15 protein-coding genes and 1 pseudogene are annotated in these 17,906 nt (G+C 51.0%); 3 read left to right on the plus strand and 13 right to left on the minus strand.

Annotated elements, in window-relative coordinates:
* Positions 1 to 3: 3 nt before the first annotated feature.
* From recJ to lysS, 3 genes are all read left to right on the plus strand, one after another.
* Positions 4 to 1,737 (plus strand): single-stranded-DNA-specific exonuclease RecJ, encoded by a 1,734-nt coding sequence (gene recJ / locus K0335_RS16950; protein WP_000813234.1) that lies wholly within the window; start codon positions 4 to 6, stop codon positions 1,735 to 1,737.
* Positions 1,738 to 1,827: 90 nt separating this feature from the next.
* Positions 1,828 to 2,926, plus strand: a protein-coding gene (gene prfB, locus K0335_RS16955) for a peptide chain release factor 2 (RefSeq protein ID WP_001701073.1) whose coding sequence is annotated in 2 segments (ribosomal slippage) — positions 1,828 to 1,902 and positions 1,904 to 2,926 — 1,098 coding nt in all. Because the reading frame shifts where the segments join, the coding sequence is not laid out codon by codon here.
* Between the two features lie 9 nt (positions 2,927 to 2,935).
* On the plus strand, positions 2,936 to 4,453 hold the full coding sequence (lysS, locus tag K0335_RS16960; protein WP_000003061.1) for a lysine--tRNA ligase: 1,518 nt from the start codon (positions 2,936 to 2,938) through the stop codon (positions 4,451 to 4,453).
* 42 nt (positions 4,454 to 4,495) lie between these two features.
* Here lysS and idi read toward each other — a convergent pair.
* The 13 genes and pseudogenes from idi to K0335_RS17025 all read right to left on the minus strand — a co-directional run bounded on the left by idi (position 4,496) and on the right by K0335_RS17025 (position 17,855).
* Positions 4,496 to 5,044, minus strand: a pseudogene (gene idi / locus K0335_RS16965) (isopentenyl-diphosphate Delta-isomerase).
* 87 nt (positions 5,045 to 5,131) lie between these two features.
* Complete coding sequence (locus tag K0335_RS16970) at positions 5,132 to 5,695, minus strand: NTP transferase domain-containing protein (RefSeq protein ID WP_219393944.1); 564 nt, start codon at positions 5,693 to 5,695, stop codon at positions 5,132 to 5,134.
* Positions 5,692 to 6,627 (minus strand): XdhC family protein, encoded by a 936-nt coding sequence (locus K0335_RS16975; RefSeq protein ID WP_104920288.1) that lies wholly within the window; start codon positions 6,625 to 6,627, stop codon positions 5,692 to 5,694. The genes K0335_RS16970 and K0335_RS16975 overlap by 4 nt, the downstream gene beginning before the upstream one ends.
* Before the next feature lie 9 nt (positions 6,628 to 6,636).
* The gene (gene paoC, locus K0335_RS16980) at positions 6,637 to 8,835 is read right to left on the minus strand and encodes an aldehyde oxidoreductase molybdenum-binding subunit PaoC (protein ID WP_160193695.1); all 2,199 of its coding nucleotides are present in this window, start codon (positions 8,833 to 8,835) and stop codon (positions 6,637 to 6,639) included.
* Positions 8,832 to 9,788, minus strand: coding sequence for a xanthine dehydrogenase family protein subunit M (locus K0335_RS16985; RefSeq protein ID WP_000643286.1), 957 nt, complete (start codon positions 9,786 to 9,788; stop codon positions 8,832 to 8,834). Before K0335_RS16985 ends, paoC begins: the two co-directional genes overlap by 4 nt.
* On the minus strand, positions 9,785 to 10,384 hold the full coding sequence (gene paoA, locus K0335_RS16990; RefSeq protein ID WP_223666609.1) for an aldehyde dehydrogenase iron-sulfur subunit PaoA: 600 nt from the start codon (positions 10,382 to 10,384) through the stop codon (positions 9,785 to 9,787). Before paoA ends, K0335_RS16985 begins: the two co-directional genes overlap by 4 nt.
* 139 nt (positions 10,385 to 10,523) lie before the next feature.
* Positions 10,524 to 11,471 carry a glutaminase A gene (gene glsA, locus K0335_RS16995; RefSeq protein ID WP_104920286.1) on the minus strand — a complete coding sequence of 316 codons (948 nt, stop codon included), beginning with the start codon at positions 11,469 to 11,471 and terminating at the stop codon, positions 10,524 to 10,526.
* Positions 11,472 to 11,668: 197 nt separating this feature from the next.
* The gene (locus tag K0335_RS17000; protein ID WP_000057531.1) at positions 11,669 to 13,069 is read right to left on the minus strand and encodes a glutamate decarboxylase; all 1,401 of its coding nucleotides are present in this window, start codon (positions 13,067 to 13,069) and stop codon (positions 11,669 to 11,671) included.
* A 194-nt stretch (positions 13,070 to 13,263) separates the two neighbouring features.
* The gene (gene argE / locus K0335_RS17005; protein ID WP_104920492.1) at positions 13,264 to 14,439 is read right to left on the minus strand and encodes an acetylornithine deacetylase; all 1,176 of its coding nucleotides are present in this window, start codon (positions 14,437 to 14,439) and stop codon (positions 13,264 to 13,266) included.
* Positions 14,432 to 15,106, minus strand: coding sequence for a DUF1028 domain-containing protein (locus tag K0335_RS17010; RefSeq protein WP_000175821.1), 675 nt, complete (start codon positions 15,104 to 15,106; stop codon positions 14,432 to 14,434). The genes argE and K0335_RS17010 overlap by 8 nt, the downstream gene beginning before the upstream one ends.
* Positions 15,103 to 15,537 carry a RidA family protein gene (locus tag K0335_RS17015; protein WP_001142060.1) on the minus strand — a complete coding sequence of 145 codons (435 nt, stop codon included), beginning with the start codon at positions 15,535 to 15,537 and terminating at the stop codon, positions 15,103 to 15,105. Before K0335_RS17015 ends, K0335_RS17010 begins: the two co-directional genes overlap by 4 nt.
* Before the next feature lie 14 nt (positions 15,538 to 15,551).
* Positions 15,552 to 16,811: an NAD(P)/FAD-dependent oxidoreductase gene (locus K0335_RS17020; RefSeq protein WP_046080656.1), complete on the minus strand. Its 1,260-nt coding sequence runs from the start codon at positions 16,809 to 16,811 to the stop codon at positions 15,552 to 15,554.
* A 123-nt stretch (positions 16,812 to 16,934) separates the two neighbouring features.
* Positions 16,935 to 17,855, minus strand: coding sequence for a LysR family transcriptional regulator (locus tag K0335_RS17025; RefSeq protein ID WP_001079091.1), 921 nt, complete (start codon positions 17,853 to 17,855; stop codon positions 16,935 to 16,937).
* Positions 17,856 to 17,906: the final 51 nt, after the last annotated feature.

The raw sequence follows: 17,906 nt of genomic DNA on the forward strand, positions 1-17,906 counted from the left end.
CGCGTGAAACAACAGATACAACTTCGTCGCCGTGAAGTCGATGAAACGGCAGACTTGCCCGCTGAATTGCCTCCCTTGCTGCGCCGTTTATATGCCAGCCGGGGAGTACGCAGTGCGCAAGAACTGGAACGTAGTGTAAAAGGTATGCTGCCCTGGCAGCAACTGAGCGGCGTCGAAAAGGCCGTTGAGATCCTTTACAACGCTTTTCGCGAAGGAACGCGGATTATGGTGGTCGGTGACTTCGACGCCGACGGTGCCACCAGCACGGCTCTAAGCGTGCTGGCGATGCGCTCGCTTGGTTGCAGCAATATCGACTATCTGGTACCAAACCGTTTCGAAGACGGTTACGGCTTAAGCCCGGAAGTGGTCGATCAGGCCCATGCCCGTGGCGCGCAGTTAATTGTCACGGTGGATAACGGCATTTCCTCCCATGCGGGGGTTGAACATGCTCGATCGTTGGGCATTCCGGTTATTGTTACCGATCACCATTTGCCGGGCGAAACATTACCCGCGGCGGAAGCGATCATTAACCCTAACTTGCGCGACTGCAATTTCCCGTCGAAATCACTGGCAGGCGTGGGTGTGGCGTTTTATTTAATGCTGGCGCTGCGCACCTTTTTGCGTGATCAGGGCTGGTTTGATGAGCGCGGCATCGCAATTCCTAACCTGGCAGAACTGCTGGATCTGGTCGCGTTGGGGACAGTGGCGGACGTCGTGCCGCTGGATGCTAATAATCGCATTCTGACCTGGCAGGGGATGAGTCGCATCCGTGCCGGAAAGTGCCGTCCAGGGATTAAAGCGCTGCTGGAAGTGGCCAACCGCGATGCACAAAAACTCGCCGCCAGCGATTTAGGTTTTGCGCTGGGGCCACGTCTCAATGCAGCCGGGAGACTGGATGATATGTCCGTTGGTGTGGCGCTGTTGCTGTGCGACAACATCGGCGAAGCGCGCGTACTGGCAAATGAACTCGATGCGCTAAACCAGACGCGAAAAGAGATCGAACAGGGAATGCAGGTTGAAGCTCTGACCCTGTGCGAGAAACTGGAGCGCAGCCGCGACACGCTACCCGGCGGGCTGGCGATGTATCACCCGGAATGGCATCAGGGCGTGGTTGGTATTCTGGCTTCGCGTATTAAAGAGCGTTTTCACCGTCCGGTTATCGCTTTTGCGCCTGCGGGTGACGGTACGCTGAAAGGTTCCGGTCGCTCCATTCAGGGGCTGCATATGCGTGATGCGCTGGAGCGATTAGACACACTCTACCCCGGCATGATGCTGAAGTTTGGCGGTCATGCGATGGCGGCAGGCCTGTCGCTGGAAGAGGATAAATTCGAACTCTTTCAGCAACGGTTTGGCGAACTGGTTACTGAGTGGCTGGACCCTTCACTATTGCAAGGCGAAGTGGTGTCAGACGGTCCGCTAAGCCCAGCCGAAATGACCATGGAAGTGGCGCAACTGCTGCGCGATGCTGGCCCGTGGGGGCAGATGTTCCCGGAGCCGCTGTTTGACGGTCATTTCCGTCTGCTGCAACAGCGACTGGTGGGTGAACGTCATTTGAAAGTCATGGTCGAACCGGTCGGCGGCGGTCCGCTGCTGGACGGTATTGCTTTTAATGTCGATACCGCCCTCTGGCCGGATAACGGCGTGCGCGAAGTGCAACTGGCTTACAAGCTGGATATCAACGAGTTTCGTGGCAACCGCAGCCTGCAAATTATCATCGACAATATCTGGCCAATTTAGCGTCATATTATCTATAAAAAAGAGCGTGGATTCGGTACAATCCCGCTCTTATCACCGCATTTTGACTAGCTCAATAAAAGAAATCAGACCATGTTTGAAATTAATCCGGTAAATAATCGCATTCAGGACCTCACGGAACGCTCCGACGTTCTTAGGGGGTATCTTTGACTACGACGCCAAGAAAGAGCGTCTGGAAGAAGTAAACGCCGAGCTGGAACAGCCGGATGTCTGGAACGAACCCGAACGCGCACAGGCGCTGGGTAAAGAGCGTTCCTCCCTCGAAGCCGTTGTCGACACCCTCGACCAAATGAAACAGGGGCTGGAAGATGTTTCTGGTCTGCTGGAGCTGGCTGTAGAAGCTGACGACGAAGAAACCTTTAACGAAGCCGTTGCTGAACTCGACGCCCTGGAAGAAAAACTGGCGCAGCTTGAGTTCCGTCGTATGTTCTCTGGCGAATATGATAGCGCCGACTGCTACCTCGATATTCAGGCAGGTTCTGGCGGTACGGAAGCACAGGACTGGGCGAGCATGCTTGAGCGTATGTATCTGCGCTGGGCTGAATCGCGTGGTTTCAAAACTGAAATTATCGAAGAGTCGGAAGGTGAAGTGGCGGGTATTAAATCCGTGACTATCAAAATCTCCGGCGATTACGCTTACGGCTGGCTGCGTACAGAAACCGGCGTTCACCGCCTGGTGCGCAAGAGCCCGTTTGACTCCGGCGGTCGTCGCCACACGTCGTTCAGCTCCGCGTTTGTTTACCCGGAAGTCGATGATGATATCGATATCGAAATCAATCCGGCGGATCTGCGCATCGACGTTTATCGCGCATCCGGCGCGGGTGGTCAGCATGTTAACCGTACCGAATCTGCGGTGCGTATTACTCACATCCCAACCGGGATTGTGACCCAATGCCAGAACGACCGTTCCCAGCACAAGAACAAAGACCAGGCCATGAAGCAGATGAAAGCGAAGCTTTATGAACTGGAGATGCAGAAGAAAAATGCCGAGAAACAGGCGATGGAAGATAATAAATCTGACATCGGCTGGGGCAGCCAGATTCGTTCTTATGTCCTTGATGACTCCCGCATTAAAGATCTGCGTACCGGGGTAGAAACTCGTAACACGCAGGCAGTGCTGGACGGCAGCCTGGATCAATTTATCGAAGCAAGTTTGAAAGCAGGGTTATGAGGAACCAACATGTCTGAACAACACGCACAGGGCGCTGACGCGGTAGTCGATCTTAACAATGAACTGAAAACGCGTCGTGAGAAGCTGGCGAACCTGCGTGAGCAGGGGATTGCCTTCCCGAACGATTTCCGTCGCGATCATACCTCTGACCAATTGCACGCAGAATTCGACGGCAAAGAAAACGAAGAACTGGAAGCGCTAAACATCGAAGTTGCCGTTGCTGGCCGCATGATGACCCGTCGTATTATGGGTAAAGCCTCCTTCGTTACTCTGCAGGACGTTGGCGGCCGCATTCAGCTGTACGTTGCCCGTGACGATTTACCGGAAGGCGTTTACAACGATCAATTCAAAAAATGGGATCTCGGCGATATCCTCGGCGCGAAAGGTAAACTGTTCAAAACCAAAACTGGCGAACTGTCGATCCATTGCACCGAGCTGCGTCTGCTGACCAAAGCACTGCGTCCGCTGCCGGACAAATTCCACGGTTTGCAGGATCAGGAAGCGCGCTATCGTCAGCGTTATCTGGATCTCATTTCTAACGATGAATCCCGCAACACCTTTAAAGTGCGTTCGCAGATCCTCTCTGGCATTCGCCAGTTCATGGTGAATCGTGGCTTTATGGAAGTTGAAACGCCGATGATGCAGGTGATCCCAGGCGGCGCGGCAGCGCGTCCGTTTATCACCCATCACAATGCGCTGGATCTCGACATGTACCTGCGTATCGCGCCGGAACTGTACCTCAAGCGTCTGGTAGTTGGTGGCTTCGAGCGTGTATTCGAAATCAACCGTAACTTCCGTAACGAAGGTATCTCCGTACGTCATAACCCAGAGTTCACCATGATGGAACTCTATATGGCTTACGCAGATTACAAAGATCTGATCGAGCTGACCGAATCGCTGTTCCGTACTCTGGCACAGGATATTCTCGGTAAGACGGAAGTGACCTACGGCGACGTAACGCTGGACTTCGGTAAACCGTTCGAAAAACTGACCATGCGTGAAGCGATCAAGAAATATCGCCCGGAAACCGACATGGCGGATCTGGACAACTTCGACTCTGCGAAAGCGATTGCTGAATCTATCGGCATCCACGTTGAGAAGAGCTGGGGTCTGGGCCGTATCGTTACCGAGATCTTCGAAGAAGTGGCAGAAGCACATCTGATCCAGCCGACCTTCATTACTGAATATCCGGCAGAAGTTTCTCCGCTGGCGCGTCGTAACGACGTTAACCCGGAAATCACTGACCGCTTTGAGTTCTTCATTGGTGGTCGTGAAATCGGTAACGGTTTTAGCGAGCTGAATGACGCGGAAGATCAGGCGCAGCGCTTCCTGGATCAGGTTGCCGCGAAAGACGCAGGCGACGACGAAGCGATGTTCTACGACGAAGATTACGTCACCGCACTGGAACACGGCTTACCGCCGACAGCAGGTCTGGGAATTGGTATCGACCGTATGGTAATGCTGTTCACCAACAGCCATACCATCCGTGACGTTATTCTGTTCCCGGCGATGCGTCCGGTGAAATAAGCATTACGTTATGCTCACAACCCCGGCAAATGTCGGGGTTTTTTAATTGTGCTGCGCGAAAGCAGACAACAATTTTCTTGCTTCACTATTGGCAGCCTGCATCACCATCCACGGACTGAACGCCCACGGCGTGGCATCAATACCGCGTAAAACCGCTGCTAAATCACACCATTGATAATCCATCACTTCATCATCGTTGATCTGTAACGCACTGGTCGTGCGTGCGGCAAATACCGGACATACTTCATTTTCTACAATGCCATTCGGATCGGTGGCGCGATAGCGAAAGTCAGGATAGATAGATTCAGGAGGTGTAATTTCCACGCCAAGCTCATAACGGCAACGGCGGATCACCGCGTCTTCGTTGCTTTCTCCCAGTTGTGGGTGCCCACAAACCGAGTTAGTCCACACGCCCGGCCATGCTTTTTTGCTAAGGGCGCGGCGGGTAACCAGTCACTGACCTTCGTTGTTAAATAGCCAACTTGAAAAAGCGAGATGTAAAGGTGTCTCAGAAGTGTGAGCGGCATATTTTTCCCGCGTTGCGAAAGGCTTGCCTTGCGCATCCACTAAAATGACATGTTCCCCGGTCATGAAAACTCCTGATGTGAAAAATATAGCCGACAAACTGCGCAGGTCTTGTGCTTAGTACAACAGTAGCCTGAAATTGAACAAATGGTATTAGTCATCAACACTGTATGTTGGCAAAAAATGTCTGGCAAGGTGCAAATCAGCCAGGGTATCAATATCTTGTACAATGCCACGGTCAGTAACTGGACAATCCAACACCAAACCTTTTTTACGCGCGGCGCGGACAATTTCACGACCTCCACAGTCGCCCGTCAGTTGGCTCAGTGGCGTAAAATATTCACCAGCAAATCCGACCGGATGCCCGGCTTGTTGCTGCCAGAAAGGCACCACGATCGGTTTATTCTCCAGTTCATGGGCTACCTGTCGCAGTGTAGCAGAACGGATAAGGGGTAAATCAGCGGGCAGAATTAACCATCCCCCGGCGTTAGCCGTGGCTTTCACACCCAATGCAATAGATTCGCCTATACCCGCAGTACCGCCAGCTGGCCGTACAACATAGCAGCCCAGCCCGGAAGCTTTTACTGTCGTCAGCACATGCCCGAGCACGGTCTGATGACGAAGGAGAGTATCGAGTTTGTGTGTCTTTGCGCCGGAAGCGATAAACCGTCTTCCAGCCCCCGCAGCCAGGACAATGACTACCGGAGCAACGCTCATACTTCGTTCCCCTGCTGGTGGCGTGCAGCCGCCACGTCTGCCAGCACTGAAAGCGCCAGTGAATATGCATCACGGGCTTTTGGGAAGATACCAATTGGTGCTTTTATCCGTGCAATTTCCTTTTCACTCCAGCCCTTGTTTTGCAAACGTTGGACACGTTTAAGATGTGTACGTTGACTGCCCATGGCGCCAATATAAAAAGGCTTTGCGGCCAGTGCTACCTCCAGCACTGGCTGTTCAATATCCAGGTCGTGCAATAACAAAATCACCGCAGTATCGGTATCGACTAACGTTGCCAACTGGGGAGTAAAAGTATCACTGGTTTGTACATCATATCCCGCCGTCTTCGCGATACTGGCGGTAGCCTGTGCTTCAACCGAATGACCGAAAATGACGACCCGCGTAGCGGGGCGATAACCTATTGCGAAGAAATCTTCCTGCCTGCCGCTTTGTGGTGCGTAGGCAAGAAACTGCAACGATTGATCTGCAGACGAGTAGCGCAGCCCGGCTGGTTGACGTTGAGTTAATTGATTAAGTACTGCCAGCAAAGGTGTTACTGATTTAAGGCAGTGAACTGCCAGGGTAATACCGCCGCCGCAAGGCAGTACGATATCGAACCAGGGAGAACCTACTCCGTAAATAACCTCGCGGTCATCACCACAGGCGAGCGCTTCCAGTGCTTCATAAGCTGCAGCCGCTTCCACGCAGCCGCCGGAGACAAAGCCGCAGTACGCGCCATCTTCACGTACCGCCATCTGCGCGCCGGGGCGCCTTGCTGCCCCGCCACGAACTTCCACAAGCGTAACCAGTGCTGCAGCCATACCCGCCGTTAACGCCTCGGCAGCAAAACGTAAAACCCTCTGGCGATCATCGGTTAGCAGTGCCTGCTTTGGCGTGGCTAAAATGTGATTGTGAGTGACCTTTTGCAACATGGTTTAACCTCACAAGCGATCAGGAAGGGCGCACAGGAGTTTATCTGGCGTAATGGGGTAATCTCGTCGGCGTACACCGGTGGCGTTATAAATCGCGTTGGCAATTGCCGCGCTGACGCCGCAAAGCCCCAGTTCTCCTACCCCTTTGGCTTTCACAGGCGATGAGACGGGATCTGTATCATCCAGGAAGATCACTTCCTGAAGGGGGATGTCAGCATGTACCGGGATCTCATAGCTCGCCATATCATGATTAACGAAATAACCCTGGCGAGTATCAACCAACAACTCCTCCATTAATGCCGCACCCAGGCCCATGGTCATAGCACCAATCACCTGGCTACGTGCTGTTTTGGGGTTAAGAATTCGCCCGGCAGCACATACTGCCAACATTCGTCGTACACGAATCTCACCGGTCATCCGGTGTACAGCAACTTCAATAAAATGCCCGGCAAAAGTGGATTGCTGGAACTGTTCATCCAGATCGCCAAATTCAATCTGATCCTGCGCGCTGATTCTGCCATTGTTGAGTGCATCCGTTAAACGCGCATGACGCTCACCACAATGCACCTTCTCGCCGGTAAACTCCGTATCGTCGGGCGCAAATCCCAGCTTTTTAGCAATGGCTTCACGTAGTTTGACGCAGGCAGCATAAACGCCCGATGTCGATGTGTTGGCTCCCCATTGTCCGCCCGAACCACCGGATATCGGAAAACTGGAATCACCAAGGTGCACATTCACTTTTTCCAGTGGCAGCCCCAACATTTCGGCGGCAGTCTGGGCAATGATGGTGTAACTGCCCGTACCGATATCCGTCATATCGGTTTCAACCGTAAGCGTACCGTCCAACTCCAGATGCACACGTGCCCCGGAAGGGGTCAGCAAATTATTGCGAAAACCAGCCGCCATTCCCATTCCTGTCAGCCATTCACCTTCTTTGTTTTGTCCTGGTCTGGCGTTGCGTTTGCTCCAGCCAAAACGGTCTGCACCCGTGCGCAGGCATTCAACCAATTGACGACGCGAGAAGGGGCGATTCGGGTTAGCGGGATCAACTTGTGTGTCGTTAAGTATGCGGAACTCTACAGGATCGAGGCCCGCTTTTTCCGCAATTTCATCGATAGCGATCTCCAGAGCCATCAATCCCGGCGTTTCGCCGGGGGCACGCATGGCATTGCCCTCAGGAAGATCGAGTTTTGCCAGTCGCAATCCGGTATGACGATGAGCTCCTGCATACAGAAGTTCACTTTGTTGAACGGCGATTTCTGGAGTGCCGCCGGGCAGATTGCCGGAATAACTTTTATGCGAAATTGCGCAAATACGTCCTTCAATATCGGTGCCAAGACGAATACGCTGAATGGTTGCCGGGCGATGGGTGGTGTTATTTGCTATGACAGGGCGAGGGAGCATCACTTTCACCGGACGCTGGATCATTCTTGCGCCAATCGCTGCCAGTAGGGCATCACTGCGCAGAAACAGTTTTCCACCAAAACCGCCGCCGATCCACGGCGATAACACGCGGATCTTTTCCTTTGGTATTTTTAGCGTTTTCGCCAGATCGCTACGACACCAGTCGATCATCTGATTGGAAGTGCGGATCGTTAGTTGATCGCCGTGCCAGAAAGCTAATGAAGCATGGGGTTCCATTGCCATATGGCTTTGATCCGGCGTGGTGTAGGTTGCATCAAGGGTTATCGCAGCACCTGCAAAGGCACTGGCGAAGTCACCCGTTGTTTTATCTTCTTCATATTCGGGGGGCGCAGTGGCATTGGGTATGGCTGCGGCAAGATCATACTCACCAGCTTGCTGTTCATATTGCACCTGAACCAGAGAAGCAGCAGCTCGCGCCTGTTCAAACGTTTCAGCCACTACCAGCGCAATAGCCTGATGGTAGTGTTCAATTTCCGGGCCACCGAGCAGTGTAGCTGTGTTTTGTTCTCCTTTACCGAGTGGCCCGGCATTTTGTGCCGTAACTACCGCCAGCACACCAGGTGCGTTGTCCGCATTGTGTGTGTCGAGTGATGTAATCCGACCTTTGGCGATAGCTGAGGTCACAATGTAGCCATACGCAACTTTTGTGGCTTCATCATGCCATTCCCAGGCGTACGGAGCAGTACCAGTGACTTTACGTTTACCATCAATGCGGTCATGAGGATGAGCGACAACCAGGAGCCGATCAACAGGGTTTTGACCTGCTGGTTTATCAAATTTCATCGTGTTACTCCCGCTTGCGTTAATACTGAGGCGAGTGTGCGCTTCGCCAGAATGAGCTTGTATTCATTTTCTGCAGTCGGGTGGGCAGTAGCGAACAGTTGTTCATAAACCGCCTTTGTACCCAGGGGAATGCGCTTATCTGCTTCATTCATACGCCAGGGTTTGTGTGCTACGCCCCCTAAGGCAACGCGACCGTTTCCATCGGGCTGAATAATGGCGGCCACAGATACCAGTGCAAAGGCATAAGAGGCGCGATCACGGATTTTGCGATAAACATGTGTGCCGACAATGGGCGGGGGCAAAGTGACGGCGACGATCAATTCCCCTGCGGTTAATACCGTTTCACGCTGAGGTGAGTCGCCGGGAGAGCAATAAAAATCGCTAAGTGGAATGTGCCGTTCGCTGCCATCCGGGGTCACGGTTTCTACAACCGCATCGAGCAATTGCATGGCTACGGCCATATCGCTGGGATGTGTGGCAATACAGGCGTCGCTGGTGCCGACCACTGCCAGTTGGCGGTTTTTGCCATGCAGTGCGGCGCAACCACTTCCAGGCTGGCGTTTATTACACGGCTGATTAGTGTCATAAAAATAGGGGCAACGCGTACGCTGGAGTAAATTTCCGGCGGTGCTTGCCTGGTTACGCAGTTGCGCCGACGCTCCTGCCAGTAATGCCCGTGAGAGCACGGCGTAATCCCGGCGAATACGTTCATCTGCCGCCAGATCAGCATTACGCACCAGAGCGCCAATACGCAGCCCACCAGCCGTAGTGGGCTCAATGTGATTCATGCCCAGGTGATTGACATCAATAAGATGTGTCGGGGTTTCAATCTCCAGTTTCATCAAATCAAGAAGATTGGTTCCACCAGCAATAAATTTCGCCCCAGGTGTACGTTGTGCGCTGGCGGCGGCTTCGGCGGGAGTGTTTGCGCGTTCAAACGTAAAAGCTTTCATGATTTTTTACTCCTGGCGACATCCTCAATTGCAGCAAGAATGTTGGAGTAAGCACCGCAGCGGCACAGATTGCCGCTCATGCGTTCGCGTATTTCGTCAGCGGTTTGTTCTGGTGGCGTCAGCAAATTTTCCGTTACGTGGCTGGGGATCCCGGCATCAAGCTCTTCCAGCATGACGACTGCCGAACAAATTTGTCCGGGGGTACAGTAACCACATTGAAAACCGTCATGTTTGATAAAGGCCGCTTGCATTAAATGCAGGTTTTCTGGCGTACCGAGTCCTTCAATGGTAATGACATCAGCATCCTGATTCATAATTGCCAGCGTCAGGCAGGCATTGACACGTCGGCCATTGACGATAACGGTACACGCGCCACACTGCCCGTGATCACATCCTTTTTTCGTTCCCGTCAGTTGCAGATTTTCACGTAAAACATCCAACAATGTGGTGCGGCTATCAACCTTAAGCTGGTGGTATTTACCGTTGATATTCAGTGTCAAAGGTAAGTATTGGGGGGGAGGGGTTACACTAAGATCGTGATGGCCCAGGGTGTTGCCTGGACGGTTCTCTTCAGCATTGTTGCCAGGGGTGCTCATGCCAGGCCTCCGCATAATAAGTTGATTTAAGAATGGTGTTATATCCGCGCCGCGCTCGTTTTTTGAACATTAAGCATAGTTGGCACGGGTATGGGATGATTCTTAAATCTTTGCATCTGGCCTAAAAAGCGGGAATTAATCAGCGAGCCTGATGACCACGAAACAGGTTATAGCCCAGTTCCTGAGCAACGGCTGCCACCATTTTTTGCCCACGAACGCTATTGCCAGCGTCATCCAGGGGCGGGGCAAAGGCCGCAATTCCCATTACTCCGGGGACGACAGCCAGAATACCGCCGCCGACACCGCTTTTTGCAGGTAATCCAACGGTATAAGCCCAGTCGCCAGAGCTGCCATACATTCCTTCCATCATCATCTCCGCCAGAATAAAAGGCACATTTTCCTCTTTCACTACCCGTTGTTTGCTCAGGGGATTGACTCCTCCGGCAGCAAAGGTTGCCCCAATGGTTGCCAGTTCAATGGTATTAATAAGCGTTGAACACTGGCGGGTGTAAACGTCGCAGGCTTCCATGGGATCGCAGTAAAGTGTGTTAGCGGAATACAGCAGCCAGGCAATTGCGCGGTTATGGAAATTAGTTGTTTGTTCCGATTGATTCACTTCGTCAGACAGTGCCACTGGTGCTCCGGTAAGTTGCTGCTGCATATGAAGAATGCGTGACCAACGGTTTTCACGATCCCGCGCATTCACCAGGCTGACGGTAGACATAGCGCCGGCATTGACCAATGGTGACAGCGGCTTACCCTGATGCAGTTCCAGAGCAATAACCGAGTTAAACGGTAAGCCAGTTGGATCGGCACCAATCTTGTTATGCACTTCTTCCGGGCCGACATCTTCCAAAGCCAGTGCAAGGGTGCAGATTTTAGAAATGGATTCCAGAGCGAAACGATATTCGGTGTCTCCCTGCGTAATGATGTCGCCGTCAGCGGTAACAATGGCTAATGCCGAGAGATTTGCCGGAACACTGGCAAGATAAGGAATATAGCTGGCGTTTGTGCCGCCTTGTAGTGTTGAATATTGTTGCCATACTTTTTTGACTGCTTGTTGTAATTTGTCATGTTCAGTAGCCATTAATTTTCTCCTTTCTAATAAAAGGCAGCTTTTTATCTGGATGTGAATAATTGGATGTAAATATATAGCCTGTACGAAAGGACCGTTTTATTTCAGGCTATGTATAAGCAGATAATAATTACTAAAAATCAAATACAGGAATGTTCAGATTGTTAATCAATCTGAACATTCTGCTTTCAGGAAATTAATTGTCACTATTAGGTATGTTTAAAGCTATTTTGCTGCGCAATGCCCTGTAATTTCGGATGATCGCTGAGATATTTCAGAGAAGCTTTATAGTCTTCCAGCAGTAATTCAGCGAAGTCCATTTCGAAGCCACGGCGGCACATAATACGCATTACTACGATATCAGTGGCTTCACCGCCAAGGGTAAAGGCCGGAACTTGCCAGCCACGCAAGCGCAGACGTTCAGAGAGGTCATACAGGGTGTAACCTGGATCTTCCCCATCTTTCAGTTTGAAGCACACCGCAGGAATACCTTCGTCCGGGCGACCGGTACAAATAAATTCATACGGCCCTAACCGTGCGATTTCCCGTGCCAGATAAGCCGCCACCTGATAAGAGGCATTCTGAACTTTTGTATAGCCTTCACGACCCAGGCGCAGGAACTCGTAATACTGAGCAATAACCTGGCCTGCCGGGCGGGAGAAGTTGATGGCGAAAGTACCGATTTGACCACCGAGATAGTCAACGTTGAAGATCAGTTCTTTCGGCAATGCTTCTTCATCACGCCAGATAACCCAGCCGCAGCCCAGCGGAGCAAGGCCGAATTTGTGACCAGAAGCGCTGATTGATTTCACACGCGGCAGGCGGAAGTCCCAGACGATATCCGGGGCAACAAACGGAGCCAGGAAGCCACCACTGGCGGCATCAATATGCATATCAATGTCGATACCGGTATCTGCCTGGAATTTGTCCAGTGCATCGTGCAGTGGCTGCGGGAACTCATAGTTACCGGTGTAAGTCACACCAAAGGTCGGCACCACACCGATGGTGTTTTCGTCGCACGCTTCAATCATGCGTTGTGGATCCATAAACAACTGGCCGTGGCGCATAGGAATTTCGCGTAATTCGACATCCCAGTAACGGGCGAATTTGTGCCAGCAAATCTGTACCGGGCCGCAGACCAGGTTTGGTTTATCGGTTGGTTTTCCGGCGGCTTCCATACGTTTACGCCAGCGCCATTTCATTGCCATCCCACCCAGCATACAGGCTTCGGAAGAACCGATGGTGTTAGTACCAACTGCCTGGCCATTTTTAGGTTTTGGCGCATTCCACAGGTCGGCAACCATGTTGACGCAACGCAGGTCGATAGCGGCTGATTGTGGGTATTCTTCTTTATCGATCCAGTTTTTATTGATCGATAAGTCCATCAGTTTATGAACGTTTTCGTCATCCCAGGTCTGGCAAAATGTTGCAAGGTTTTGACGGGCATTACCGTCGAGAAATAATTCGTCGCTGATAATCTGATAGGCAATATCGTCGCGTATTTCATGCAGCGGGAAATGTTTTGATTCCGCTACGGTCGAAATGGCTTTAGCGCCGAAACGAGAATCGAGTAGTTCGGAGCGAAAATCTGTTAACAGCTTCTGAGCCATTTTAAACTCCTTGATATGTTTTTGGGTGCCTGAAAAAAGTAGGATTTATCTCAGGTTGGATCAAGGTTATGGCGAATAACTAAATCCTAAGCATATTAAGGTATTATATTTAGGTAAGTAAGGTGGTCCATTTTTACTATTATGGGAAGCTTTAATTGCTATTTCCAACGGAAAATAATGTTCGCACGTATCATTTAATTTGTATCAAAATAATTTTTATTATCCAGACACATCCAGTCGCATAAATTTTTAAGCATTGTCATGCAGCGCTCAATTTGCGCAATACTGACATATTCATCTGCTTTATGCCCTTGTGCCATGCTTCCAGGCCCACAGATGAGCGTTGGCACACCCGCTTCACTAAACAATCCTCCTTCTGTGCCAAAGGCTACGGTTGAGAAACATGTACTGTCACACCATTGCGCCAGTGCTCTGGCAAAACTGCTTTGCGGATCGCTCAGCAAACCAGGGTAATGGCTAAGTTGCTGAAAACGAATCTCGGAACTTTTGGCAACCTTACGCATTGACGGAAGCAACTGGCTTTCGGCCCAGGCAGCCAGGGCTTCGGTGACATCTTGCGGACGCGTTCCGGGCAGATAGCGAATCTCAAAATCAAACCAACAACTTTGCGGCACGATATTCAGGGCAGTACCGCCAGCAATAACGCCAACCTGTATTGTTGCACCGCAAGGAGTAAAACGAGGATCTTGTCTGCGAGAAAAGACACTGCCCAGTTCATCAAGATGACTGATCAGTTGGGCAGCATAACTGATTGCGTTAACACCCTCTGGTGCATGGGCAGAGTGGCAAGCGTGACCGTTCACACGGCAGCGCATTGCCAACTTACCTTTATGTCCAAAAACCGGCTGCATTTCAGTTGGCTCACCGATAATGCATAGTGCAGGTTTTTCTGCGGATGCTCCGATATGCTCCACGAGGCTGCGCACCCCCAGGCAACCCACTTCTTCGTCATACGAAAATGCCAGGTGAAGTGGCATACGCAATGGCGCAACGAGAAAGGTTTCCAGTGATGCCAGTACACAGGCAATAAACCCTTTCATATCTGCACTACCGCGTCCGTAAAAACGCCCATCACGTTCCGTTAAGGCAAAGGGCGGTACTGTCCATGACTGTCCATCTATTGGCACTACGTCGGTGTGGCCTGAAAGCATGACGCCTCCGCCTCCTGTCGGTCCAATCCGCGCATACAGATTTGCTTTACACCCCGTATCATCATAAAAGAGTTGCGAGGTCACACCACGAGCATCGAGGAAATCTCGAATCATCATTATCATTGCCAGGTTTGATTCCCGGCTGGTGGTGTCAAAAGCCAGCAACTGCGCGAGTAACTCCCGTACTGAGTTATTCATCGCCCGGTACGCCATAGCCAGGAGCATCACGTGGGTCCAGTGCTCTGGTAATGTACGCCTCCATTTGTGGTTCATAAGCCTGCCATAGCGCTTGCAAGCTGGCCACAGGATCAGCATCAGCCCAGTCGATGCGCAGATCAACAACTGGCCAGATATAATCATCCACGACTTTTACGGCCGCAGAATGTTCCGGGCCAGCTTCGCCTCCCTGATCAATTCCTGCCCGGAGCGCCGCAAGTAAACGGCTGGTCAGTTCACCAGTCGCATTCTCAAAAGCGGTAATCATGGCGGTGATGACTTGCTGGCTGGCGAGCATATTCCCCGCAGCCACACAGTTTTCGCCCTGTTGAACATGCCATATTCCTAATGTTTGTTCGCCGCTAAAAATCGCGCTTATGCCATCAGCACTCATGACTGCCACCTGACGATATTCACTAAAACGATCTTCTCCCAGTGCTCGTTTCAACGCCTGTTCTGCTGTTAACCCTGACTCCAGACCGGCAAGAATTTGTGGCCCTAAGGCTGGCAATGTAATGTTTTGACTGGCAACTGCGCCGATGCCTGCCTGTAACCATGGGCAACGTGCGCCGACCGCAATGCTGGAAGAGCTGATTGCTATACCTAATTGCCCGGATTCCGGGCATAAAGCCGTAATCGAGAGCGTCATAAAAGCACCTTCTTATTCCAGTCTTCAGGAATAACGGCTGTTACGTCAATTTCCATTAACCATTGTGGTTGGGCCAGCGCCGAGACCACCAGGCCAGTCGAGACAGGAAATACGCCTTTTAACCATTTACCGACCTCCTGATACACCGGTTCACGATAACGGGGATCGATGAGATAAGTGGTGGTTTTTACAATGTGTGAAAGATCACTTCCTGCTTCTTCCAGCAGCATTTTTACATTTTTCATCGCCTGTTCTGCCTGCGCACGGGCATCACCTGGCCCAACCAGATTGCCCGCAAAATCCGTACCTACCTGACCGCGCAAATAAACAGTATTGCCTGCCCGCACCGCCTGACACAGGTCATTGTTCAGTGTCTGATTAGGGTAAGTTTCTTTGGTGTTGAACATCCGAATACGTGTATGTGTTGGCATAGTATTTATCCTTATTAATGAGAGGGATGGTAGGCCTGGTACTGACGCTGGATAGCAATGTGATCGGCAATATATTTCGCGTCATGCCACACGCCCCAGATAAAAGAGGAGCCACGGCGGGAAAGCCAGGGAAGCCCCAGAAAATAGATACCAGGTTCGCTGGAAATTCCACGCTGGTGGCATGGCTGGTTGTGTTCATCAAAAGCATTTACTTTCAGCCAACGGTAGTCGGTGGCGTAACCCGTTGCCCAGATAACAGAGGTGATTCCGGCATTAGCCAGATCCAGCTCGTGCAAAGGGTGAGTCAGGCATTGCGGATCTGGCAGGAAATAACGGGCTTCTGGTTCTTCAGGTAAATTAAGGCCATTGCGGGTAATGTAGGCATCTGCGGCGTCCAGCAACTCCAGGTAGGACTCATCACCCCGACGAATGTTTTCCTGAAGATCATCACCGAAGAGCGCTTTACCGTGGTTTAATTCCAGGGTTTGCCCCACCAGTGTGATGCCACGATGTGCCAGTTGGCGGAAATCAACAGTATGACCGCCACGGGCACCGCTCACGGCGATGGTGACATGCTCTTTCCCGGGTTGTTTGACGGAGGCTTCCCAAAGGCCCAACACCCCCAGCCACCAACAGAAATCACGCTGACGATAACGACGAGGAGGGCGATCATGTGCGCCAACCGATAACCAGACCTTTTTGCCTGCGCGCTGTAATTCATCAGCAATTTGCACCCCGGAAGATCCGGCACCGATGACCAGTACGCCTCCTGCGGGTAATTGTTGTGGGCGGAAGTAATGGGCAGAGTGTATCTGGTGAAGATCACTATTTTGTTGGGCAATCGCGGGAATAACGGGTTTTTGAAATGGTCCGGTGGCAGCAATAATTCGTTGGGTTTCAATAACACCCTTAGAGGTTTCGACGCGAAAACCTGGACGTCCGTCTAAAGCTTGTGCATGTAATACTTCAACACCTGTACGAATGGGCGCGTTGAAGGTTTTAGCCCAGCTTTCGAAATAGTCGGCAACCTGATCTTTTGCTACGAAGCTGTCGCCATCACAGTCAGGAAACGACATATTCGGGAATCTGTCATGCCATGCCGGGCCATTAGCTACCAGCGAGTCCCAGCGTCCACTGCGCCAGGCTTCAGCAATCCGTTGTTTTTCAAGTACCAGATGAGGAATGCCAAGATTCGTGAGATGTTCACTCATCGCCACACCTGCCTGTCCCGCACCAACCACTAATGTATCTGTAACGGTTATTTGCTCTGTCATTATTGTTATCCTTTCGCACGGTGAACCGGCGTATTTACCGGAATTGACTAAGCTCAGATTAAATAACAACGCGCAGTGGGTAAATTATTATAAAACGTTCTTGAGTATATAAAATTACGAGGCTTAATAATGTAATCCTGGCGGCATTAATTCACGGTTACGGCAGTAATCCATAAATAATTGCGTCGGTCGGGTAGGTTCATTATTTGCAAGGTGTGCCATTATTAATGTTGATGCAGGCATTTCATCTTCTATATCGAGTTGTACAAGACGCTCACCATCATAGGTTATATCGCTGCAGGGGCGGGTAACTAATACTGAAAATCCTAACCCTTGTCCAACCATACAACGTACCATTTCAATAGAAGGTGAACTGTAAGCAATATGAGGGTGATAACCTTTTTCTTTGAAAATAGCGACAAAATAATTTTTGCTCGGCACGGCATCAAGCAAGATCATGGGTTCCTTGCTCAGTTCCTGCAGTGTCACGCTCTTTTTTCGTGCCAGAGGATGTGATGCGGGCAATAATGCATAAGGCTGGTGCGGTGCGTTAAGTAATTCTTTATGGATAGTATGCCCCAGCTCCAGATCATACAACAAAGCCAGATCAAATCGCCCACGATGTAAACCGTGCATTAATTCGTGTTGCTCACCATCATAAAGTTGCAGAGTAATTTCAGGATAAAGTTTTTTGAATCCTGCAACCAGTTTCGGCATATATAACGGGGCTACCGATTCAAAACAACCTATTGAAATTGTTCCTGAAATCATGTCCTTATCGGCCCGTGAGTTTTGCTCAAACTCCCAGGATAAGCGCAAGAGTTCCTTCGCTTTTTCATAGAAACGTCTGCCGCCTGATGTTAACGATACACCTTGCGCATGGTGGCGAATAAAGAGTTGTTGATCAAAGGTGCTTTCGAGATTTTTAATCGCAATAGAGATGGAAGGTTGGGCAATATGTAACTGACGAGAAGCTTCAGCAATGCTTTCTGTTTCGACGACGGTGACAAAATATTTAAGTTGTTTAAGGGTAAATCGGTTCATAGGCTACCTGTAACTTATCCTGTTAGATATAACATATATGTAGCAAGAGTT

It is taken from the genome of Escherichia sp. GZ89, assembly GCF_019366485.1.
GTDB lineage: Bacteria > Pseudomonadota > Gammaproteobacteria > Enterobacterales > Enterobacteriaceae > Escherichia > Escherichia fergusonii.